At 35.9% G+C, this 24,706-nt stretch carries 14 protein-coding genes; 8 read left to right on the top strand and 6 right to left on the bottom strand.

Annotated features, from left to right (window positions below; genetic code table 11):
- Positions 1–72: 72 nt before the first annotated feature.
- From FAF07_RS10820 to FAF07_RS10845, 6 genes are read right to left on the bottom strand one after another with little or no spacing between them, the layout of a single operon-like run.
- Positions 73–801 carry a hypothetical protein gene (locus FAF07_RS10820; RefSeq protein WP_142785123.1) on the bottom strand — a complete coding sequence of 243 codons (729 nt, stop codon included), beginning with the start codon at positions 799–801 and terminating at the stop codon, positions 73–75.
- Positions 801–4,175: an alpha-amylase family glycosyl hydrolase gene (locus FAF07_RS10825; RefSeq protein ID WP_142785124.1), complete on the bottom strand. Its 3,375-nt coding sequence runs from the start codon at positions 4,173–4,175 to the stop codon at positions 801–803. The genes FAF07_RS10820 and FAF07_RS10825 overlap by 1 nt, the downstream gene beginning before the upstream one ends.
- 57 nt (positions 4,176–4,232) lie before the next feature.
- Positions 4,233–5,888 (bottom strand): SusE domain-containing protein, encoded by a 1,656-nt coding sequence (locus FAF07_RS10830; RefSeq protein ID WP_142785125.1) that lies wholly within the window; start codon positions 5,886–5,888, stop codon positions 4,233–4,235.
- Between the two features lie 4 nt (positions 5,889–5,892).
- Positions 5,893–6,963, bottom strand: coding sequence for a SusE domain-containing protein (locus FAF07_RS10835; protein WP_142785126.1), 1,071 nt, complete (start codon positions 6,961–6,963; stop codon positions 5,893–5,895).
- Positions 6,964–6,981: 18 nt separating this feature from the next.
- Complete coding sequence (locus FAF07_RS10840; RefSeq protein WP_142785127.1) at positions 6,982–8,559, bottom strand: RagB/SusD family nutrient uptake outer membrane protein; 1,578 nt, start codon at positions 8,557–8,559, stop codon at positions 6,982–6,984.
- Positions 8,560–8,570: 11 nt separating this feature from the next.
- On the bottom strand, positions 8,571–11,516 hold the full coding sequence (locus tag FAF07_RS10845; protein WP_142785128.1) for a SusC/RagA family TonB-linked outer membrane protein: 2,946 nt from the start codon (positions 11,514–11,516) through the stop codon (positions 8,571–8,573).
- 287 nt (positions 11,517–11,803) lie between these two features.
- Here FAF07_RS10845 and FAF07_RS10850 point away from each other — a divergent pair, with 287 nt between their 5' ends.
- From FAF07_RS10850 to FAF07_RS10885, 8 genes are all read left to right on the top strand, one after another.
- On the top strand, positions 11,804–12,877 hold the full coding sequence (locus FAF07_RS10850) for a LacI family DNA-binding transcriptional regulator (RefSeq protein WP_142785129.1): 1,074 nt from the start codon (positions 11,804–11,806) through the stop codon (positions 12,875–12,877).
- A 130-nt stretch (positions 12,878–13,007) separates the two neighbouring features.
- On the top strand, positions 13,008–14,363 hold the full coding sequence (locus FAF07_RS10855) for an MFS transporter (RefSeq protein WP_142785130.1): 1,356 nt from the start codon (positions 13,008–13,010) through the stop codon (positions 14,361–14,363).
- A 6-nt stretch (positions 14,364–14,369) separates the two neighbouring features.
- Positions 14,370–15,074, top strand: a complete 705-nt coding sequence (gene pgmB / locus FAF07_RS10860; RefSeq protein ID WP_142785131.1) for a beta-phosphoglucomutase — start codon at positions 14,370–14,372, stop codon at positions 15,072–15,074.
- Positions 15,075–15,098: 24 nt separating this feature from the next.
- Positions 15,099–17,405 (top strand): glycoside hydrolase family 65 protein, encoded by a 2,307-nt coding sequence (locus tag FAF07_RS10865; RefSeq protein WP_142785132.1) that lies wholly within the window; start codon positions 15,099–15,101, stop codon positions 17,403–17,405.
- Positions 17,406–17,423: 18 nt separating this feature from the next.
- Entirely contained in the window at positions 17,424–19,391 is a 1,968-nt protein-coding gene (locus FAF07_RS10870) for a glycoside hydrolase family 13 protein (protein ID WP_142785133.1), read from the top strand.
- 3 nt (positions 19,392–19,394) lie between these two features.
- Positions 19,395–20,423: an alpha/beta hydrolase gene (locus FAF07_RS10875; RefSeq protein ID WP_142785134.1), complete on the top strand. Its 1,029-nt coding sequence runs from the start codon at positions 19,395–19,397 to the stop codon at positions 20,421–20,423.
- Positions 20,416–22,812 (top strand): TIM-barrel domain-containing protein, encoded by a 2,397-nt coding sequence (locus FAF07_RS10880; protein ID WP_246067689.1) that lies wholly within the window; start codon positions 20,416–20,418, stop codon positions 22,810–22,812. Before FAF07_RS10875 ends, FAF07_RS10880 begins: the two co-directional genes overlap by 8 nt.
- 10 nt (positions 22,813–22,822) lie before the next feature.
- Complete coding sequence (locus FAF07_RS10885; RefSeq protein ID WP_142785136.1) at positions 22,823–24,706, top strand: alpha-amylase family protein; 1,884 nt, start codon at positions 22,823–22,825, stop codon at positions 24,704–24,706.

Raw genomic sequence — 24,706 nt, forward strand, 5'->3', positions numbered from 1 at the left:
AAAAGCATCTCAAAATTTTGAGATGCTTTTTTCGTATAAATATTATACGTTTCGACTATCAAATTAATTCACTCAGTTTATTTTAAATTGAAATATTTCAGATTCCGAATTATTATTTTGTTCATCCTTGGTAATAACGCGCCAGTAGTAGGTGTTACCACCAGTTACATTTACAGATAAATTCATGGACTCCACGGTAGCTTGATTATTTGCTGGTGGATTAACAGTTCCGAAAAGGATATCATATTCGGTGATATCGCTATCAACATCGGCGCCAACCCACTGTAAATTTACGCTTGTCGTTCCACTGGATAGTGCTGTTCCCATGCTTGGGCTTACTAATTCAGCAGGAAAAGGAGCATAAGATGTTGTTGCTTCACCGGCATTGTAAAACTTCCAAGTAGGACTTTGAGCGGTTACTGTTCCGGAATTTTTAGAAATAACAGACCAAGAATATGGTGTCGCTCTTAATACTGTGATTGTTAATTGAGAACTGGAACTGCTGTAATTGCTCGTTGTTTGTGTCTCTAAATTTTTAAGGATAAGATCATAGGTTTCAGCGTTTAAAGCATCGCTCCAATCAAAAGTCACGTCACTTTCGGTACTCGTAAAATTAGTACCTTCTGTACATTCTGAGTTTTGATTCGGAAAACTCAAACTAGCCGCTACTGGGGGATCTACTACTTTTGGATCTGGATCTGGATCTGGATTGGGGTTATCATCGCCACCACCACTACTGCAATTAAACAGGACTAGCGATAAAAATGTACCAAACATTAAATATTTGAATATGTTTTTCATTAGTTCTTAATTATTTTAAAGCTTCTTTTTTCATTTTTGGTGTGTACATTTAAAATGTAAATACCTTTTGAAAAATTAGAAGCATCAATGTTTAAAACACTTTTGTTAGTTTCATTTGTATAAACTTGTCTTCCTAAGATAGAATACACGTTAATCTTAGCAGTTTCAGAATCCAAATCACCTAAATACACATGCAATGTATTGTTGGTTATAGGATTAGGAAATACTGACATTTCTACACCCGAGTAAATAACTTCTTCATACGTACCTTGACAATTTTTTTCGCCGGCAACCGTAATCATATTGCTTCCTGCCTGTAATTCTAAATTAATAGAGGATTGTGAGGTTTGAAATGTTTCACCATTAAGTGTTATCGTGTAAGAGGAACTGCCGCTCATTTCTAACTGTATGGACTTTTTATCATTTGAAGTTTTAGAAAAAACAGAAAGGTCTTCAGGCTCTGTTATGGTAATATTAAAGCACTGCTCGTAATCGGCCTGTCCTTCAACTTGGATACAAACTAAATAATCTCCAGCTTCTAAGTTATTAACCGTTAAATCGGTATTAAAGGTGTCATTTATAGTCGTCCCATTGCCTGTTATTTTAATACTATAATTTAAATTTTGAATGGCTGCAATACTGATACTTCCGTTGTTACTTGTTCTACAAGTTTCATTGGTAACCTGTAAAGCAAAATTATTGGATGGTAATGAGAAAACTTCACAACCATTTACATCGACTACAGCCCCAAAGGGCGTATTTGCACATAAATCTAGTGCATTAGGAACACCATCGTTGTCATCGTCAGGAATATTATTATCTGGGAATAAACTACTCTTATTATCTCCAAATATTCTAAACTCTCCAGGAGCCAATGAGATAGTGGATGAGGTATTGGTAACTTCATAATTTAAATTTCCATTTAGAAATTCATACCAAGTTCCGGTTTGTTGAAAATTAGGCACAATATCTTGGGGGGTAACTCCAAAATTTCCAATTATAGTTACATACTTTATTTCGTTCGACCCAGCTGAAGCCAATGATAAATGTATGGTTTTTAATCCAGTTGAACTTGAAGCATCAATTGTAAAATCTGTTGTTTCAAATATGGGTTCGTTTAATTTGAGGTTTATTAGGTCTGCCCAGGTATCGTAAATAGCTTTTCGTTCGGGTATAGTTACATATTCCCATCGAATAGGTTTATCACCCGTTCTTCCGTTAAATTCAATATCGACTTCATAACCTAATTCACCAAACTGCCAAATCATCTTAGGTCCTGGAACTGTAAAGAAAAATGCACCAGCTGCCTTCATTCGGTGTAATGCCGTGTTTAAATTTTTTACTGAATAGCTTCCGTTGGAGTTGCCAAATGTTAAGTTCTTATACATTAAACGTTGTTCATCATGACTTTCCATATAGGATACAGCCGAAGGGCCATCAAATCCTTTTACGGTATAAGAAACCCCAGAGAAATTAGATTTTCCGCCATCATGAAATCCCATGGTAGCTTCATTATATAGATCTGTTTGTTTATTCCACATCAGGATGCCTTTACCTTCGGTTGCACGATAGTCTGCCCATTGTTTTTCTTCTGAAATACCGCCTAGATGTTCAAAAATGACATAGAAATTAGGATCTACTTCCCATTGATAATCAGCATATGCTTTTAATACATCTACACGATCTTGCTGTAAACCATTCGTACAACCTTCATCATTAGAGGTGCAATTTTGTGTAAATCCTTTAGTTAAATCCCAACGGAACCCATCGATTTTATATTCTTCAAGCCAGTATTTAACGGTTCTTTCTACATATTGCTTTGTGGCATCCGATTGATGGTTAAAATCATTAAACACACTATAAGCGTGTGTAGCAGTGGCATTAAAAAAGGGGTTTTCAGCTGTTGCCTGACCTCCAAAACCGCCATTATCTGTATTCCACATGCGATAAAAAGGGTGCTGGCCAGACGCATGGTTATAAACCACATCCAGTATCACTGCGATACCTCGGCTGTGACATGCATCTATTAATTGTTTAAAAGCAGTAGCGGTACCATAATACTTGTCTAAAGCCATATGGAATGATGGGTTATATCCCCAACTTAAATTACCATCAAATTCGCTAACTGGCATCAGTTCAATAGCGTTAATGCCTAAATCTTCTAGATAGTCGAGTCTTGCTTTTACAGCATCGAAGCTATGTAATTCATCAAAATCCCGAACAAGGAGTTCGTAAATTACTAAATCGGTTTTTTCGGGTTTTTGAAAATTCGTCACTTGCCAATTGAAATCAGGATCACCAGTTCTTAAAAGTGTAATAGCCTCGGTTGTAAGGCCACTTGGGTAAACTGGAAGATTTGGAAAGGTTGTATTGTTAATAAAAGGATCGTCGCCCTCATCGAGGATCAAAGTGGAATACGGATCTGCTATATTAATTTCAAAATCAACAAGATATTGATACATATGATCAAATTGAGGTGTAAGACCAGTTAATTCAATCCAAAATCGATTATTGGCTGAATCTTTGTTCATCACGTAATTATCGTCGATTGTCCAATTATTAAAATCACCAATAACATGAACAAAAGTTTTGTTTGGAGCGTATAATACCAGCGTTGCTTTTGTATTGTTATTTGGATCTAAATTAATACCATCTTTTAGACCACTAGGTACTGGAGCTTCTGTTACTGTTGGTGAAACAACTGCTTGAAAGTTCTTGGACAATAAGTTGGTTCCTTCTGTGGCTTCTAATACAAACAAGGTATTTTCATTAACAACGAAATTATAAGTGTAATTAGTAATATTATTTTGCGCATCTACTTGTGTACCATTGGCTTTTAATACAAAGTTGGCAGTTAAGGAAGTTGTTGCATTTATGGATAGGCTTTCTCCAGCATTCAGTATTGTAATATCATCTGTAGGTGAGTTTAATGCCAATTGAAAAGCACCAATATTAATAAAGAAATCTGAACAACCATTATCTTTTAGTTCTTGGGTACCATCTTCATTCCTAAAAACCATGCCTAACATGGTGGCATTGCCAGCATCAACATCGCTTAAATTATAATAGGTCTTAGGCGTCATAGTGATACTCCATGTACCATCACCATTATTTGTCATTAACCCAATGCCATCGCCCTGTCCCCAGTTTCCCACGACGCTGAATCCCCAAGCATTTGAGTCATCTCCAATGCCCGAATGCATATAGACTTTTGAAGGACTTGCAAAGCCATTACAATCAGTTGCATTGCTATTAACGTCAACGGTAATTGTAATTGATTGTTCCACTTCAAAGGCAGATGGAGTTACTGTAATGACCTGACCAGAAGTAATTGTTGAAACGAACAGTAGTAATATTAAGTATAATTTCTTCATGTTATTAACGGAAAGGAAAAGGCCGTCTAAATAAGACAGCCTTTAATATGATACTATTTAATTAAGTGTAACCGAATACGTATAAGCTCTAGGTGTGCTAAGATCTAAAACTACGGTATAATTTCCATCTGTGGCAATAATTATATCACCACCACCATTTTCTAAGGATCCATCTGCCCCTGTATCACCATAATTCCAAGCCCAGGCATCATTAGCTCTAAATTTCATTTGCCCAGCGACTAAATCTAAAGTGATTGTCCAGGTGTCAGTATCAGGATCATAAGTCATATCTTGATCTTCTCCAGGTGTTCCATCGGGACTAGGAGGCCAACCTAATGGAGTTGCATCACCAGTTACTGCCCAATCATATTTGATTTCAGAATAGGTTAAAGCACCAGTATCAGCTGTTATAAAATAATGTCCAGGACCACTTGGGTTTTCAATATTTCCTTCGCCATCAACAGCCAATATTTGAGTAAAACTTCCATCGACACCTGATGCATCTCCCCAATCGGTATTTCCCCAATTAAAATCTCCATTACCATCTGGTCCTACAAATTTATGCTGACCGTCTAACCAAACATAACCTTCGTAATCTGTTGTAGATAATGAAGATGCCTCTAGTTGAGGTGCTGATGGAGGATCCCAACCTTGATGATTTCCAGGAACTGCAATTCTTGGGCTTTGAACTAATTCAACAAGAGTAAATGTTAATGTATTAAAATCGACAGTTATTTGGTAAGTGCCTGTAGGATACCCACTAACATTTTGTTCTCCATCTTGGATAATACTTCCTGGATTACCAGGGTCTTCACCCCAATCATCACTAAAATCTATATTTGTTGGGATAAATTTGAATTGATCACCATCAGCTAAAGCAACAACAATTGTAAAAACACCTTCACTAATTAAATTGAATGGTAATGAAGCGGTCGCATCCCATGCAGTTAAGCTACCTACTAAAAATAAATTAACAGGAATTATAACTTCGTCAATGGTAAAAGTATTCGTATTTAGATCTACAGTAATATCATAATTCCCTTCAGGATAACCAGAAAGATTCAAGCCTCCAAACTTTGTAAGGTCACTTGAACCGGTCTCTACCAGCTGCCAAACAACTTCATCGCTTGTATTACTTGGGATAAAATTAAATTCATCACCATCCATTAAATCAATGTTAATGGAAAAATTGTTAAACTCTGAAGAATTCATCGGTAATCCTTGTGCTGGATCCCAGTTTGTAAACGAACCGTTAACAAACAATTCAGCAACCTCAATAACAAAAGGAGTAATAGATAAAGAGACTGTATTCGATACATCTCCATTAGATGCTACCACTCTTACATCTATAACAGATGATACAGCTTGAGGTATTTTTACTGCATTTACAAGAAACGTATTTAATGCTTCAACAGATAAGGTGAAATTATCTGAATCGGATGTTCCAGCTATAAAACTCTCAGCAAAATCTGTAGCGGACTCTGCAAATTCTATACTGTAAGAAGCGCCTGTATTTTGAGAGTCTGCCCAAGTTACAGTCAATGCCTGGTTGTCTGGATTTGCTCTGTTTAAGACAATATTAGATCCTGAATTTGGAACTTCTATCAAGAAACTGGCTTCAGGTTGTTCTAATATAAACTTATCATCATCAGAACAAGAAAAAGCGACTATAACAACTAAGAGACTTACAATAATTTTATATAATTTTTTCATAGTCTTAATTTAAAGTTAGTGAATATGTGTATTCTCTGGGAGTACTTAAATCTAGTACAACCGTGTAGTTGCCACCAGTTGGTACGGTAATATTTGTTGACCCAGCTACACTTTCTAAAGATCCATCGGCGTCATTATCTCCATAAGCCCAGTCCCAAGCATCATTTGCTCTAAATTTAATTTCTTCTGCAGTTAAATTAAGTGTGATTGTCCAAGTTTTAGAAACAGGATCATAGGTCATATCTTGGTCACTATCCCAATTGTCGGGAGTTGCTGAGCCAATAAGCCCCCAATTATATAAAGTTTCAGAATAGATTAAAGCATCAGTATCTGCCTGGATAAAATAATGTCCAGCAGGTGCAGCGATAATATCACTTTCACCATCTTCTAAAAGTTTGCCTGTAAACGTACCATCATCGCCCCAATCTATATTTCCCCATTCAAAATTACCATTATTGTTTGGACCCACAAATTTATGTCCACCATCTAACCATACGTATCCTTCATATTCAGTATTGCCAAATTCTAATGCAGCTAATAAAGGTGCTGTTGGAGGGTCCCATACTCCTTGATGGTCTCCAGGGACTGCTATTGTTGGCAAATCGGTTGTAAATGGTGTTACTAAAACTGTTATAGGTTCTGAATATATTGGTAATTCGTTTTGCGATCCTATGTCAGATTTAATTCTGATATCTAAGCTGGCTTCAGAAAATGGCACGAAACCTAAATCGGAAACGGCACTATTAAATTCTGAAATAGTCATTGTTAAAAATGGATTCGTTGTAACAGTAGCAATAACCGGTTCGGCAAAATTTGTTCCTGTACTAGCAAATTCAACAGTATAACTTATTACAACTTGGGTCTGGTAACTTGCTTCTTCCCAGCTAATAGTAATTGAAGGATTAGTAGATGTTTCTTCTATATTCAGCACAAATACATCGTTATTTTGTGGCGTATTAATTACTGCGCTAATACCACTGTCAGAACTTAATCGTGTTAGTTCTATATCATCTTCACATGACCAAAAAAGCACGGTGAAGCAACTAAGATAGATTAATTTATATATATGTTTCATTTTCATAATATTTAAAAATTAGTACCCCTGGTTTTGGGTTAGATTAGGATTTGTAGACAATAAGTTTACTGGTATAGGAAATATATTTCTAAACTCACCAACTGATGATCCATTAACAACATTACCTTTAAAAGGCCATAAAAGGCTACCTGTAGTAAAGTAATTGTATCGTACTAAATCGGTACGTCTTTGGCCTTCCCAATATAATTCTCTAGAGCGTTCATCTAAAACAAAATCTAAAGTTAAATCGCCACTACTAATATTCCCAGATGTATCGCCATAAGCACGAAGTCTTAATTCGTTTATTTTAGTAACAGCTAAGTTTAAATCGCCTCCGCTACCTCTCAAGCTAGCTTCGGCATAGTTTAAATAAATTTCGGCTAAACGTATTAATGGTAAATCGGTATCGACAAGATCTCCCGTGGTATCACTACCAGCATTTCCATTAGAATCTAGATTTTTAAATTTTCTAACAGCATAACCGTCTTCAAAATCAGTAATGGTAGCTATTTCTAAGTTTTGACCATCGGTATGAAACATTCCTCTAGCATCGCTACCTAACTCAAACTTATTTACTAAAGTTTTTGTAGTACGTAAACCAAACCAACCTCCATTTACCCCAAAATCTGTTGGGTCCATATTGCCTCCAATGGCTGCATGCACTAAAAAGCTTGTACCTCCAAAGGTTTGAGATTGGAGTCCATCGAAGTTTAGAGCGAAAATAAATTCATTTTGTGCACCATTGGAATCGTTATCTGCTAAAAACAACTCGTCGTATGAAGTGCCATTACCATTAGCATCATTCATATTAATAGTATAAGATGAATTCATAACCATATTAGAAAAGGTTACACATTCACTATATTTTGGAGTTCCTGTCCAAATTTCAGCATTTAGGTATAAACGCGATAATAATGCCCAAGCCGCAACTTGATCGACACGACCATACTCGTTTGAGCCACTTGCTGCTAATTGATCTTGAATTTCTAATAGTTCAGTTTCTATAAAAGTGAAAATTTCAGCTCTATTACTTTGCAGAGGCAACTCTGTAGAAACTTCTGTTACTAACGGCACATTGGCATATAAATCAATAAGGTTATAATACGCATAGGCTCTTATAAACCGCGCTTCTGCTATAAATGTTTGTACTTCGGCATCTGCTAATGCTGATGCGTTTGTTATATATGAATTCGAAAAACTTACTGTTTGTGCTAAACGAGAGTACATGGCTTCTACAAAGTCATTACTGCTTGACCAAGTCATAGCATGTAAATTTGGCAATCCTGGATCTGCCCAAGCTACCACAGCATGATCTGTAGTAAGTTCATTAAGGTTAAACAACATTCTCGAAAATTGTGAAAACCCTTCATCAATATCAGCAATATCTGGTTGTCCAGCAGGGCCTTGTTGTCCTGTAAGAGTCAAAGCACTGTATAATTTTGCTAAAGCCCCTTTGGCAATCTCTGCATTTGCAAAGACATCTTCTTGTGTAAAACTATCGGGATCAATCGGTAATTGATCTAAATCGTCATGGCATGAGGCCATAAAGAACGCAATAGAAACCAATAGTGTGATTTTTTTAATTTTATTTTTCATATTTAAATTTTTTAAAAATCAATATTAACACCAAAAACAAAAGTTCTTGGTCTAGGATAAAAATTATTGTCAATGCCAGATGTACCATCTGCTGTATTTACAATTTCTGGATCTAATCCATTATAATCAGTAACTGTGGTTACATTTTGTACAGACCCATAAAATCGTAAATTAAGGTCCTTAAAGACGTCTTTCGGTAAACTATACCCTAATGTAATATTATCAACCTTGAAAAAAGAAGCGTCTTCAATATTATAATCACTTAATAAGCTCTGCTCTGTTATTTCAACAAAACCGGTATTTAAAAAATCGGCATGCAAATTTGTTAAAATGTTGTTTTGGGTAGCTCTCGTTAAATATGCATTACTTGAGGCTACATTATTATAGGCATAATTACCAATATTAGCTCTTGTTACTACAGCCAAATCCCAATTTTTATAAGATAAATTTGTATTTAGTCCCATAATTACGTCGGCATAAGGATCCTTATATATATACCTGTCTTCACTATTTATAACATTGTCTCCGTTTCTATCAACATAAGCCCCTTCAATAGGTTTTCCGGCAGTATCATATATTTGTTTATACACTAAAAAACTAAATGGTGCTTCACCTTCCTGATGTGTTTGTACATTGTTTCCAACACCACCACTAATGCCTCCTACTGCTTGTTCAAAAGGAAGTCTTGTAATTTCATTATCGTTAAACGCTACATTATAACTAATGCTCCACTCAATATCATTAGTTTGTACAGGAATCACATTTACTGCCAATTCAATCCCTTTGTTACGCATATCACCAATGTTTTTATCTATCTTACTTCCAAAGTTTGTAAAAGGATCTATGTTAGCAAAAGCTATTAAGTCATTGGTGTCTTTTATATATGCATTGACAGAGCCAGATATTCTACTATCAAATAGACTATAATCTAAACCTACATTAAAAGTTTCTCCTACTTCCCAGCGTAAATCTTCATTGATAGGTTCTGGTCTAAATGTCTGAAGGAAGGCAGATCCAAATTGATAGTTTGCAGTGCTTTGACTTCCGGTATACCGAGTTAAAAAATTATAATCTCCTAATCCGTTAACATTTCCAATCTCTCCGTAACCTACACGTAATTTTAATTGGTTAATAAATGAATCTTCCATAAAGTCTTCTTTATGAATGTTCCAGGCTACAGCTACAGAAGGGAAATAACCCCATTGGTTATCGGGATTTAGTTTAGATGATGCATCTGCTCTTAGGGTCGCCGTTAACAAATATTTACCATCATAATCGTAATTTAGCCGACCAAAATAAGATAACAATACACTTTTGGATTTATCAATAAACTCAAAATCCTGACCTTGTTCTTCTTTTTCGCTATCATAATCAAAATTATCAAACTCAAAAGATTGATATGAATAACCAGCCACTGTTGTAATATTATGTACTTCGTTAATCGTTTTTTTATAGGTTAGATACGCATCAAATAATTGGTTAGTAGCTTCTTGACTGAAAGTTGTTCGAGAGCCATTAAAAGTTTGGTCTGCTGTTGGAATGATTTTCGATGTAATTTTTCGACCACCACTATCCGATTTATCTAGACCTACATTTATAGTAGCTGTTAGATCTGGAAAGAAATGCAGTTTGTAATCAAATTTAGCATTACCAACAAAGCGTCTTACTTCAGCGGTGTCATCTGTTAAATCTAATAATGCTCTAGGGTTTGCTGGAGCCAAATTAAATTGATAACCTGTACTGGCATCTATCCATGCAAAATACCCGCCAAATTTGTCCAATAAGGGGTTATTATTATCAAAAACCGACTGGGTTGGATCAAATTGTACTGCATTACCTATAGCACCTCTGTCAGCAAATGTGTTTTCAATGTACATACCACGTGCATTTAATTCTATTTTGAGATGGTCGTCTAAAAGTCTAGGTGTAAGGCTTAATGACGCTGTTGTGCGCTTAAAATTATCACCATCTAAATTACCATCTCGGTCAGAATAGCCTATTGAAGCGCGCATGGGCACACCCCAAGCACCACCTAGAGCACTAAAGGAATGATCTGTGCCCATGGCATCGACATAAATCTGGTCTTGCCAGTCTGTACTCGAAGAGCCTAATCTTGCAATAGCAGCTGCGTCACCGGTTGAATTAACCAGATCCCTAAATTTATTGGCAGATAAAAGATCTATTTTATCAATTTGCTTGTCAAAAGTCACTGAAGAATTTAAGTTGAATTTAAATTCAGAGCCCTTTCCTTTTTTGCTAGAAATTATAATGACGCCGTTTGCGGCTCTTGAGCCATAAATGGCTGTAGCGGAGGCATCTTTTAACACCACCATACTTTCAATATCGTTTGGATTAATCAAGTTTAATGGATTTCTTGTTCCACCAACACCTCCACCGTCTAAAGGTAAGCCATCAAGAACTATTAAAGGTGAGCTAGACAAAGACAAAGAACCAACCCCTCTAATTATAATTTCCTGACCTTCACCAGGAGCTCCACCACCAGAAGTTATAGATACGCCAGCAACCTTTCCTTGAATCAGTTGTTGGGGAGAAACAACAGGGCCTTTATTAAAATCTTCCGCTGATATCAAATCGGCAGCTCCTGTTAAATCTTCTTTCTTTACGCTACCATAACCAATAATCACTATTTCTTCTAACTGTGCTGCATCTTCAGCAAGTTGAACATCGAGTGTTGATTGACCAGAATAGTTAATTTCAATAGGTGTATAGCCAACATAAGAGAATACAATAACATCTCCATTATTAACTACAATTTCATAGTTTCCATCAAAATCCGTCGCTGTTCCTGTGGCCGTTCCTTTAATAACGACATTCACGCCAGGAAGCGGAATAGATGTTGATTGCTCAGTTACAGTTCCTGTAAGTGTTGTTTGACCGAATACATATACGGGTGCAAAAAACAGAAGAAACAGTAAGCTATTAATAATTGTCTTCATAAATTGTTATTTAATTAATGTCATAAATAGTTAGTTATATTTTCACTTCTCGGGTTAAATTTATGTAAATTTAGTATAGGAATAAAGTGAGATTTTGCGAATATCGCAACGAAAACGTTTTCGTGTTGACAACTTTTAAATATTTAACACGATAATTGTGTAAAAACGATAATTTAGCAATCAATTAAGACTTCATTATGAAACATGAATAACTAAAACTTGATACCCAAGTGAAATGATTAAATGGATGTCGCATGTGACCAATAAAAAGCAATACATATAAACACATGAAAAGAAAAGTAACCTTAAAACAAATTGCTAGGGAATTAGATGTCTCTATTTCAACCGTTTCAAAAGCATTAAGTAATAGCAAAGAAATCAGCCAAGACACGACACAAAAAATACAGGCCTTTGCCAAATTGTATAATTACAGGCCCAATAATATTGCTTTGAGTCTTAAAAACAGAAAAACAAAAACCATTGGTATTCTTATTCCTGAAATTGTGCATCACTTTTTTTCGACCGTCATTTTGGGTATTGAATTAGTCGCCAACAAGCGCGGCTATAATGTTATTGTAGGGTTATCAAATGAGTCGTTTACCAAGGAAATTATAAATATGGAAATGTTGGCCAACGGCAGTATTGATGGTTTTATACTATCCATTTCCAAAGAAACATTATTAAAACAAGATTATCATCACTTTAAGGCCACTATAAATCAAGGCATGCCCATAGTTATGTTTGATAGAGTCGTGAATGAAGTACATTGTGACAAGGTCATTGTTGACGACTATCAGGGTTCGGTTAAAGCCGTAAAAAAACTTATATCCAATGGCTGTAAACGCATTGCATTAATTACCACCATGGATTATGTAAGCGTTGGAAAATTGAGAACGCAAGGCTATTTAGAAGCTTTAGAAGCCAGTAAAATTACGCCCGACTCTAATCTTATCTTGAAGGTTGATGATCGTCTGGCAGATGAAGATGAACTGCAGACCTTAGAAAGTGAAATAGAACAGTTCTTGACTGTAAATAAGCAAATTGATGGCATTTTTGCCGTGAACGAATTGTATGCGGTAACGGCCATGAAGGTGATGAGGAAACTGGGTTTGAGTATTCCAGAAGATGTACAGGTTATTGGTTTTACAGACGGAGTCCTCTCTAAACATGCCACGCCAAGTCTAACAACGGTGAGCCAACACGGGCAGAAAATAGGTGAGCAAGCTGCTGATTTACTTATAGATAGGTTAGAGCTTGAAGATGAATCGCCAGACACATTTATAGAAGAAAGTGAACCTGAAGATAATTTTAAAACAGTAGTTATAGAGACCGAAATTATAGAAAGGGATTCGACCAAATAAAAAATTTTATTAGGAAAATTTAAAATCTTTTATATCTTTACCCCGAAATCAAAGCTTATATTTTCACTTCTCACATAAGTTTTGATAAGTAATCGCTTATCAAATAGTATTCATTTAAACATACTATTTCATGGAAAAGCGTCGATTAAGTTTCTGGCAAATTTGGAACATGAGTTTCGGATTTCTAGGAATTCAAATGGGTTTTGCCCTACAAAATGCCAATGCCAGTAGAATTCTTCAAATTTTCGGAGCCGACGTTCATGAACTGTCTTGGTTTTGGATTATAGCGCCCTTAATGGGTTTAATTGTTCAGCCAATTATCGGTCATTATAGCGATAAAACTTGGGGCCGTTTCGGAAGAAGAAAACCATACTTTTTAGTAGGTGCTATCTTAGCATCAATTGGGTTGGTATTAATGCCGCAAGCTGATATATTTATTGCTTTTTTACCCGCACTTTGGGTAGGCGCAGGGATGCTCATGATTATGGATGCGTCTTTTAACATCGCTATGGAGCCTTTTCGTGCTTTGGTAGGTGATAATTTAAGAACAGACCAACGGACTTTAGGATTTAGCGTACAAACAGCTTTAATTGGATTTGGTGCTGTTATAGGCTCATGGCTGCCTTATGCATTAACGAATTGGTTTGGTGTTTCAAACGAAACTGCAGCAGGTTCTGTTCCTCTCAATTTAATTCTGTCTTTCATTATTGGCGCAGTTATTTTAATTATTTCAATCCTTGTAACCGTAATTACTACTAAAGAATATTCTCCTGAAGAATTAGACAGTTTTGAAGACGAAGATTTACATGCAGAATCTACCGTAGAAGAAGAAGGGAAATCCAGTCTGATGGATATTTTTTACGATTTCCAAAAAATGCCAACCACGATGCGGCAACTCAGTTGGGTTCAATTTTTCTCCTGGTTCGGACTATTTGGTATGTGGGTTTTTGCTACGCCTGCCATTGCGCAACATATTTATGGCTTGCCATATACAGATAGCAGTAGTGCAGCCTATCAAGATGCTGGCGATTGGATAGGGATTTTGTTTGGTGTCTATAATTTAATTTCAGCACTTTATGCTTTTGCACTGCCTTATATAGCCAAAAAAATTGGTAGAAAAAGAACACATGCAGCCTCACTGGTCATAGGTGGCTTAGGCTTATTGTCTATTTATATTATGCCAGATAAAAATTGGCTTATCGTTTCCATGGTAGGTATCGGTATTGCGTGGGCCAGTATTTTAGCGATGCCATATGCCATTCTAGCTGGATCCATTTCTCCTAAAAAAATGGGTGTCTATATGGGGATTTTTAATTTCTTCATAGTGATTCCGCAAATTATCAACGCCCTTATCGGTGGACCATTAGTAAAATACGCTTATGATAATCACGCCATTTTCGCTTTGATGATGAGTGGCGTTAGTTTTATTATAGCAGCAACATTAGTTTCAAAAGTAAAAGATGTCGATGACATCGTTCAGTCTTAAAATATTATGGGTAAAAAAGGATTTATATTCGATTTAGACGGTGTTATCGTCGACACTGCAAAATATCATTTTCTAGCGTGGAAAGCCTTAGCCAATAGTATAGGTATTGATTTTTCACATCAGCAAAATGAACAATTAAAAGGCGTAAGCAGAGAACAATCGCTTATAAAAATTTTAGCTTGGGGTAATAAAAAATTATCCCAAGACGAGTTTTTAAGTCTGATGGCAAAAAAAAACGAGGCCTATTTAGAGTATATATCAAATATGGACGACAGCGAAATATTGCCCGCAGTTAACGAAACACTTAAATATTTGGCTAACCAGAGGCAACCTATCGCTCTAGGTTCAGCAAGTAAAAACTCTAAACAAATTTTGAAAAAGGTCAACCTCTTAGAAAAATTTGACGCCATTGTTGATGGCAACAATGTTACAAAGGCAAAACCAGACCCCGAAGTATTTTTAAAAGCTGCACAGGCCATTAATGTCCTGCCAGAAGATTGTGTGGTGTTTGAAGATTCTGTGGCAGGTATTCAAGCAGCAAATACGGCCCATATGATTTCTATTGGAATTGGAGAGGCATCTGTTTTAAATGAAGCAGACTTTATATTTAAGGATTTCACATACATGCCTCCAGGATTTCTATACAAGTTAACCACCTTAAAAAAAGATGCTATTAATAAGGATGATAGATCGAATCAACATTCGAGCTAATGTCTATTTTATAATTATTAGAAAATGAATTTAGATTATATAAAACCAGATAACTGGTCCATCATAGAAGAAGGGTTTGATGCTAATCACATGAAATCTTCCGAAAGTTTATTCAGTATCGGTAACGGTGCCATGGGGCAACGGGCCAATTTTGAAGAGCACTATTCAGGGCCAACTTTTCAAGGCAGTTACATGGCGGGTGTTTACTATCCTGACAAAACACGTGTGGGATGGTGGAAAAATGGCTATCCAGAATATTTTGCGAAAGTATTAAATGCGCCAAATTGGATTGGTATCAATGTAGAAATCAATGGAGAACCACTTGATTTATTTGCCTGTAAAAAAATAGAAAATTTTAAAAGAGAACTCAACATGAAAGAAGGTTGGTTGTCAAGAGAATTTATCGCAACATTGAAAAATGGCATTAGCGTTGCCGTCGATACCAAACGTTTTTTAAGTCTAGATTTAGATGAAATAGGTGCCATTCAATACAATATTAAACTGTTGAATAGTGATGCTGAAATTTTGTTTCAACCCTATTTAGATTCAGGGATTACTAATGAAGACACCAATTGGGATGACAAATTTTGGAATACCACAAAAGTGAGCCACGCCAATCATCAAGCGTTTATCGAGGCCAAAACCATGAAAACGGATTTTCATACCTGTACCTTCATGGCGTCAAAGCTTTTTATAAATGGAAAAACGGTATTGATTGAACCTGAAATCAAAGCAGATTCTAACTATGCATCATTTTGCTACAAACATCAGGTTAAGAAAGGTGAAACCTATTCCATTCAGAAATTTGGAGGTTATGTGGTGGATACAAATCATGATAAAACGAAGTTGCTTAGCGCTGCGAAACGTATTTTAAGTAAGGCGTCTAAAAAAGGGTTTAATCAATTATTAGAAGATCAAAAAAGGGCTTGGGCTGCTATTTGGAGCATGTCTGACATAACTATTTCTGGCGATGTAAAAGCGCAACAGGGTATTCGCTTTAATATTTTCCAATTAAACCAAACCTACTTAGGTAAAGATTCCAGATTAAATATCGGGCCTAAAGGGTTTACCGGCGAAAAATATGGCGGAAGTACCTATTGGGATACAGAAGCTTATTGCATTCCTTTCTATATGGCTACCAAAGATCAAAAGGTAGCAAGGAGCTTACTGGAATACAGGTATAATCATCTGGAAAAAGCTATTGAAAACGCTGAAAAATTAGGTTTTACCAATGGTGCTGCGTTATATCCTATGGTCACCATGAATGGTGAAGAATGTCATAATGAATGGGAAATTACCTTTGAGGAAATTCATAGAAATGGTGCCATCGCTTTTGCTATTTATAATTATCACCGTTATACGGGCGATTACAGCTATATACGTGAAAAGGGACTGGAAGTACTCATCGCCATTGCACGTTTTTGGCAGCAACGCGCTACGCTTTCAACAGCTAAAAATAAGTACGTTATTCTAGGGGTGACTGGCCCCAATGAATATGAAAATAATGTGAATAATAATTGGTATACAAACTATCTGGCGCAATGGTGTATAACATATGCTTCAGAAAATATTGCTAAACTGAAGAAGGAACATCCTTCAGATTATACGCGTATTTTGAATAAGGTCAAGCTATCGAACGCTGAACTTAAAGAATGGCAAAATGTAGCGGATAATATGTATTTCCCGTTTTCAGAAAAGCATGATATTTACTTACAACAAGACGGTTTCTTAGATAAAGAATTAATTACGGTTGAAGACTTAGCCAAATCTGAAAGACCTATAAACCAAAAATGGTCTTGGGACAGAATTTTGCGCTCACCGTATATAAAACAAGCTGATGTGTTACAGTGTTTTTATTTTTTTGAAGACCATTTTACTACCGAGGAATTAGAAAAACACTTTGATTTTTACGAACCATTTACGGTACATGAAAGTTCCCTATCGCCATGCGTACACAGTATTCAAGCTGCCAAATTAGACAGAATGGAACAAGCGTACACCTTCTATCTAAGAACATCAAGACTAGATTTAGATGATTACAATCATGAAGTGCATGAAGGATTACATATTACCTCCATGGCAGGCACATGGATGAGTATTGTTGAGGGCTTTGGAGGGATGCGTATTCAAAATGATATGTTATCCTTTACACCCAAAATTCCAAAACAATGGAGCGCTTACTCGTTTAAAGTTAATTTTCGAAATCAGATTTTAAAAATAAACGTCAGTCATTCTGAAACAAATTTTGAGTTAGAAGGAAATGAGGCGTTACAAATTTTATTAAATGGAAACTCTTTAACTATTGAGCCAAATCAATTGGTGGTTTATTAACGTTTAAATTATTATAGCATGAAACAATTACTAAAAATATATCTCATATGTACAATAGGCATGCTTGTTTCGTGTAAACAAGAAGAACGAATTAATGTGGTTGCCATAGAAAATAACGAGCCTATTGTCGAGCGAAATGATATTGCACGGGTAGAGCCCCCAAATTGGTGGATTGATTTTAAAAATACCGAATTACAAGTATTGATAAAGCATCCAAACATTGCAAAGGCTTCTGTTGAAATTAATTATGATGGTATCACTATAAAAAAAGTGCATCAAGCGGATAGTCCAAATTATTTATTTATTGATTTGAATATTGCTAAAACCACAAAAGCAGGACAATTCAATATTATTTTTACGTTTGATAACGGAAACCAATTAGAACAGACTTATCAACTCAATTCTAGAGAAAAACCAGCAGAAGAATATATAGGATTTGATAGTTCGGATGTGTTGTATTTAATAACGCCAGACCGTTTCGCAAATGGAGATGTTTCTAATGACATTGCCTTAAAACATTCTGGGATCAATGAATCTGGTCAAAAGGTGAGCATGCTAAAAGAAGCCACTATTAATAGATCAGATGATTATGCACGCCATGGGGGCGATATAAAAGGCATGACACAACATCTTGACTATATAGATGAAATGGGCTTTACTGCGATTTGGCCATGCCCGCTATTAACTAATGATATGCCCAAAGCATCCTATCACGGGTATGCTATGACCGATTTTTATCAAGTAGACCCACGTTTTGGAACCTTAGCCGAATACAGGGAATTGGCTGATAAAGCTAGAGAAAAGGATATAAAATTGGTTATGGATATGGTCGCCAATCATTGTGGGAGCGAGCATTGGTGGATGAAAGATTTACCATTTGACGATTGGATAAATTATCAAGAAAATTATGAAAACAAGGGAAAACTCATCACTTCTAATCACAGGCGTACTAGCAATCAAGACTTATATGCCTCACAAATAGATAAAAATGAAATGGCCGATGGATGGTTTGTTTCAGCAATGCCAGATTTGAATCAACGTAATCCGTTTATGGCCAATTACCTCATTCAGAATAGTATTTGGTGGATAGAAACTATTGGTTTAGCGGGTATTCGTCAAGATACCTATCCCTATCCTGATAAGACATTTATGAGCAAATGGGCAGGAAGCATTATGAATGAATATCCGAATTTTTCAATAGTTGGTGAAGAATGGAGTATCAATCCGTTATTAATTGGTTATTGGCAAGATGGTGCTAATAATAAAGATGGATATGATTCTAACTTAAAATCCCCCATGGATTTTGCCATGCAGCATCACATAGTAAATGCCTTGAACGAAACGGAGGCATGGGATACTGGTTTAGTGAACATATATGAAGGTCTGGCAAACGATTTTCATTATGCCAAACCAAAGGACATCATGATTTTTCCGGACAACCATGATATGAGTCGCATTTTTACACAACTAAAAGGGGATATTGTAAATACCAAAATGGCCTTAAGTTATTTATTGACCTTACCACGAATACCGCAAATTTATTACGGAACAGAAATCTTAATGAATGATTTTGAAAACCCTGGAGACCATGGCTTAATACGTACAGATTTTCCTGGAGGTTGGCAAGGGGATACGGTTAACGCATTTACCGGGGAAGGCTTGGCAGATGACCAAAAAGATATGCAGTCCTTTGTTAAAAAAGTATTGAATTACAGAAAAAACAGTAAAGCCATACATGAAGGGGAAACCATTCATTTTGCACCAGAAAATGGTATTTATGTATTGTTTAGAATTTTAAATGACGAAACGGTAGTACACATTCTTAATAAAAATAAGGACACTGTGAGTGTTGATCTATCTAGATTTCAGGAAGTCGGTCTGCAGGACAAAACCTTAAGAAACATCATTACTGGAGAAACAATTAAGTGGGGAGATTCCTTAAAATTTAATAAAGCGGGCAGTATAATGTTAACCACCAAATTGTAAAGTATGAGACCTTTTTATACCTTAATTATTTTCGTATTGCTAAGTGCGTCATGTAAAAATGCTATCAAAGAAACGAAAGAAACCATTGAGGTGAATGATATTGAGGTCGTTGAAGCCAAGACTGATGCAGTAGATACTATTTATAATGACATTCTAGTAAACAAATTAAGTGATGCTGTTTTAGAAAGCGGATCGATATTCAGAATTGATAGTTTCCCAACACACTTCATCAAGCCGCGTCCTGTTGATATATGGTTGCCAGAAAACTATTCAGAAGAAAATAAATATGCCGTTTTATACATGCACGATGGTCAAAATTTATTTGATAGCACGACCACCTGGAATAAAAAAGAATGGAAAGTAGATGAATGGGCGTCCAAACTAATGAAGAATCAAGCTGTCAAGAATTTTATCGTGGTGGGGATTCATAATATTCCCGAACTAAGATGGCAGGATCTATTTCCAGAAAAAGCTTTAAATTATTTAAATAAAGAGGTTAGGGATTCTTTGTTTTCCGATGCTAAAAAGAAGGATTTCAATATGGATTTTAGAGGTGATAATTATCTAAAATTTTTAGTAGCTGAAGTAAAACCATTCATCGATGCCAATTACACCACTTTTGCAAATCAAGAAAATACATTTGTTGCAGGTTCAAGCATGGGTGGACTCATGTCTATGTATGCTATTTGCGAATATCCAGATATTTTCAATGGAGCGGCATGTTTGTCTACACATTGGTTAGGTGGAAAGCCTAATGACCAAAATCCGTTTCCAGATGCAATATTCGATTATTTGGAAGAGCATGTGCCCGATCCAAATACGCACCGACTCTATTTTGATTATGGTACAGAATCATTGGATGCGTTTTACCCACAATATGCGCCAAGAGTGGATGCTATTTTTAAAGCTAAAGGTTATACAAATGATAACTTTAAAAATTTGAAGTACCAAGGAACGACCCATTCAGAATCGTCATGGAGTAAGCGTTTAGATATTCCTTTCACATTTTTACTAGGTAATAAAAATGACTAAAGTTTATTTCAATATTATTGTTTTTTTACTCTCGATATCTTGTTTGGCACAAAATAAAGATCGAGATTTTGTAAGTGCCAAAGTTCATGAAGACAAGATTCTAAAAGTTGAAGTAAGCGATGGCGAGTATCATATTCAATTCTATTCTACTGAAATTGTTGAAACCACCTTTGTTCCTTCAGGCGAAGCCTTAAATAATAGTTCTCATGCCGTAGTTTTAACACCATCAGTTTTAGAGACTCATCACAGTGAAAATGAATTAGAGGTGCTCTTTAAAACCAAAGGTCTCTCTGTAACTATTCAAAAGAAACCATTTCAAATTTCTTATAACAATAAGGGGAAATCCATCATTTCGGAAAAAGCGGGGTATGTTAAAAATGACAGTTTAGAAACTATAGAATTTAATATAGCAAAAGATGAGGTTTTATACGGTGGAGGTGCCAGAGCACTAGGGATGAATCGCCGCGGCCATCGCTTGCAACTCTATAATAGAGCCCATTATGGTTATGAAACGACAAGCGAATTGATGAATTTTACCATACCCATCGCGATATCGTCAAATAAATATATGTTGCACTTTGATAATGCACCCATCGGATTTTTGGATTTAGATAGTCAAGCTAATAATACCTTACGATACGAAACGATTTCTGGCAGAAAAACGTATCAAATTATAGTTGGTGATTCCTGGTATGAATTAATAGATAACTATACCAATTTAACCGGAAAACAGCCCATGATACCACGATGGGCATTGGGTAATTTCTCAAGTAGATTTGGCTATCATTCACAAAAGGAAACAGAGGCAACCATCGATAAATTTATTAAAGATAGTATTCCTGTTGATGCCATAATTTTAGATTTATACTGGTTTGGTAAAGCGTTAAAGGGGACTATGGGTAATTTGGAATTTTTAAAGGATTCTTTTCCAAATCCCAAACAAATGATTGCCAATTTAAAATCTAAACATGTCAATACCATTCTTATTACAGAACCTTTTATTTTAACCACATCAAAACGTTGGGATGAGGCCGTAAAGGCTGATATTTTGGCAAAAGATACGGTTGGAAAACCATTTACCTACGAATTCTATTTTGGAAACACAGGTTTGATCGATATTTATAATCCTAAAGGAAAAACTTGGTTTAAAAACATTTATAAAGAATTAGGGCAGATGGGTGTTACTGGGTTTTGGGGAGATTTAGGAGAACCCGAAGTACATCCATCCGAATTGCAACATGCCACAGGTACAGCAGATGAGGTGCATAATATTTACGGGCATCATTGGGCGCAATTAGTCTATGAGGCTAACAAGGACATTCTCCCAGAAAACAGACCTTTTATCTTAATGCGCGCAGGTTATTCAGGGTCGCAGCATTACGGACTTATTCCTTGGTCTGGCGATGTGAATAGAACATGGGGTGGTTTACAATCGCAGCCCGAAATTGCCTTACAGATGAGCATGCAGGGATTGGCATATATGCATAGTGATTTAGGTGGTTTCGCTGGGGCAAATTTAGATGATGAGTTATATGTGCGCTGGTTGCAATATGGTGTTTTTCAACCTATTTATCGGCCACACGCGCAGGAAGATGTGCCAAGTGAGCCCATTTTTAGAAGCACCAAAGCAAAAAATTTAGCTAGAACAGCTATAGAGTTGCGTTATAAAATGCTTCCTTATAATTACAATTTGGTTTACGAAAATAATCAGTTTGGAAAACCGCTGATGCGTCCGCTATTCTTTGAAGAACCCAATAATGTGAGTTTAAAAGAGTATTCTGAAGCCTATTTATGGGGGCATGATTTTTTAATAGCGCCCATATTGGAAGCTGCTAAGAAGGCCCAACAGGTTTATTTTCCTAGAAACAATAATTGGTTTGATTTTTATACCGATAAAAAAATTAAGGGTGGTCAAACCTTACCTGTGTCTACTAGAGAAAGCTCTATACCTACATTTGTACGTGGAGGCGCTTTTGTACCATTAAGTAAAGTTGTTCAAAACACGGAAAGTTATAATCCCAATGACATGGAACTGCATTATTATTATGATGAAAGCATAAAAGCAAGCCAAAGAACATTTTATAATGACGATGGAAAAATGGCAAATGCTATTGAAAAAGGACTTTATGAAAAACTGTATTTTGAAGCTGACATTGACATTAAAAAGAACATCTTAGAAATTGAGTATAAAGCAGAGAAAGGCGCAGGATATCAGTCGTCAACAAAAAACCTAAATCTAATGATTCACAATATAAATCGAGCCCCAAAGAAAGTCAAAATGAGTGGAAGGCGATTAGATTTTTTTTGGGATTCCCAAAAGAATCTCTTAACGATCCCTAGTACTTGGAACACGGTAAAAGACATTGAAATTAAAATCAAATTTAAATAATTAATACCCAATGAAAAAATCACACATCTGTATTTTATCACTGTTTTTCCTCATTTTTATGGGATGTAAAAATGAAGAAAAGCGGGTGGAAAAGTCTGATTTTCAGAATATAGAATTAAAGCAAAAACAGGTCGTTTACCAAGTGTTTACAAGACTATTTGGCAATAAGAACGATACCAATAAACCATGGGGCACCATAGAGGAAAACGGTGTAGGCAAATTTAATGATTTTACCGATAAGGCGTTACAGGAAATTAAAGATTTAGGGGTCACTCATATATGGTACACAGGGGTTCCGCATCATGATGTAATTACAGATTATTCTAAGTTTGGCATTTCTAAGGACGATCCCGATGTGGTTAAAGGGCGGGCAGGATCCCCATATGCGGTAAAGGATTATTACAATGTAAATCCCGATTTGGCCGTAAATGTTGAGAACCGTTTAGAGGAATTTGAAGATTTAATTGAACGATCTAATAAAGCAGGATTAAAGGTTATTATTGATATCGTTCCTAATCATGTAGCAAGAAATTATAAGAGCATCTCTAAACCAGAAAGCGTAAAAGATTTTGGAGAAGATGATGATACATCAGTAGTGTATCACGTTAATAACAACTTTTATTATATTTCTAAAGAGCCTTTTAAAGTTCCAATTTGGGAAGATGGTTATTCGCCATTAGGTGGCGAAAAACATCCGTTATCAGACAGGAAATTTGACGAGAATCCAGCCAAATGGACTGGTAATGGCTCACGATTAAGTCAGCCAAATTTTGGAGATTGGTACGAAACCGTTAAGGTCAATTACGGCATTAGTCCAGATGGTAAAAAGGATTTTGATGAACTGCCAGATGATTTTGCAAATAAAAATCATAAAGCTCATTTTGACTTTTGGAAAGATAAAACGGTTCCCAATTCATGGAAAAAATTTAGGGATATCGCTTTATACTGGACGGATAAAGGTGTGGATGGATTCCGGTATGATATGGCAGAAATGGTGCCGGTAGAGTTTTGGAGTTATATGAATTCATCCATTAAGATGAAAAATCCAGAAGCATTTTTATTGGCTGAAGTTTATAACCCGAGTTTATACAGAGATTATATAAGAAAAGGGAAAATGGACTATTTGTATGATAAAGTTAAGTTGTATGACACTATAAAAAATGTGATGCGAGGATATGGAAAAACAGATCATATTCCGCCTATACAAGAGGGTTTAAAAGATATTGAACATCACATGCTTCACTTTCTTGAAAACCATGATGAGCAACGCATAGCAAGTCCAGATTTTGCAGGAAGTGCCCTAAAAGGAAAACCAGCCATGGTAGTTTCGGCCACAATTAGTACCGCGCCAACCATGATTTATTTTGGTCAGGAACTGGGAGAGCCAGGAGCAGAGGATGCTGGGTTTGGAAAACCAACCCGAACGTCCATATTTGATTACATCGGTGTGCCAACAATTCAACGTTGGATGAATAATGGCGCTTTTGATGGTGGTAGATTATCACAAGAGGAAAAATCTCTACGTGATTTTTACAAACGTCTTTTAAATTTTACCATAAATAGTTCAGCCTTGGCAGGAAATTATGCCGATATCCACCTGTATAACAGAAAGTTCACAAAGGACTATACTGATAAAGTCCTGTCTTATGTCCGCTATAGTAATTCAGAAAAATTAATCATCATTTCAAATTTTGATGCTGAAAAAGGATATGAATTTGAATTGCAGATTCCAAAAGAGATCATCCTATTATGGAATTTGGAGGATAAAGATTTTCAATTATCAGAACAATTATATAACAAGTATAACACCAATTTGAGAGTAGATGAATCCATCGGAAACATTAAAATATCATTAAAACCATTGGAGTCATTCATCTTAAAATTAAATCAATAA

The sequence above is a fragment of the Changchengzhania lutea genome (assembly GCF_006974145.1).
Taxonomy (GTDB): Bacteria; Bacteroidota; Bacteroidia; order Flavobacteriales; family Flavobacteriaceae; genus Changchengzhania; species Changchengzhania lutea.

Bases quoted from the DNA above. Each gene is read 5' to 3' on its own strand.
- FAF07_RS10820 (WP_142785123.1), bottom strand. From the start codon at position 801: ATGAAAAACATATTCAAATATTTAATGTTTGGTACATTTTTATCGCTA.
- FAF07_RS10825 (WP_142785124.1), bottom strand. From the start codon at position 4,175: ATGAAGAAATTATACTTAATATTACTACTGTTCGTTTCAACAATTACT.
- FAF07_RS10830 (WP_142785125.1), bottom strand. From the start codon at position 5,888: ATGAAAAAATTATATAAAATTATTGTAAGTCTCTTAGTTGTTATAGTC.
- FAF07_RS10835 (WP_142785126.1), bottom strand. From the start codon at position 6,963: ATGAAACATATATATAAATTAATCTATCTTAGTTGCTTCACCGTGCTT.
- FAF07_RS10840 (WP_142785127.1), bottom strand. From the start codon at position 8,559: ATGAAAAATAAAATTAAAAAAATCACACTATTGGTTTCTATTGCGTTC.
- FAF07_RS10845 (WP_142785128.1), bottom strand. From the start codon at position 11,516: ATGAAGACAATTATTAATAGCTTACTGTTTCTTCTGTTTTTTGCACCC.
- FAF07_RS10850 (WP_142785129.1), top strand. From the start codon at position 11,804: ATGAAAAGAAAAGTAACCTTAAAACAAATTGCTAGGGAATTAGATGTC.
- FAF07_RS10855 (WP_142785130.1), top strand. From the start codon at position 13,008: ATGGAAAAGCGTCGATTAAGTTTCTGGCAAATTTGGAACATGAGTTTC.
- pgmB (WP_142785131.1), top strand. From the start codon at position 14,370: ATGGGTAAAAAAGGATTTATATTCGATTTAGACGGTGTTATCGTCGAC.
- FAF07_RS10865 (WP_142785132.1), top strand. From the start codon at position 15,099: ATGAATTTAGATTATATAAAACCAGATAACTGGTCCATCATAGAAGAA.
- FAF07_RS10870 (WP_142785133.1), top strand. From the start codon at position 17,424: ATGAAACAATTACTAAAAATATATCTCATATGTACAATAGGCATGCTT.
- FAF07_RS10875 (WP_142785134.1), top strand. From the start codon at position 19,395: ATGAGACCTTTTTATACCTTAATTATTTTCGTATTGCTAAGTGCGTCA.
- FAF07_RS10880 (WP_246067689.1), top strand. From the start codon at position 20,416: ATGACTAAAGTTTATTTCAATATTATTGTTTTTTTACTCTCGATATCT.
- FAF07_RS10885 (WP_142785136.1), top strand. From the start codon at position 22,823: ATGAAAAAATCACACATCTGTATTTTATCACTGTTTTTCCTCATTTTT.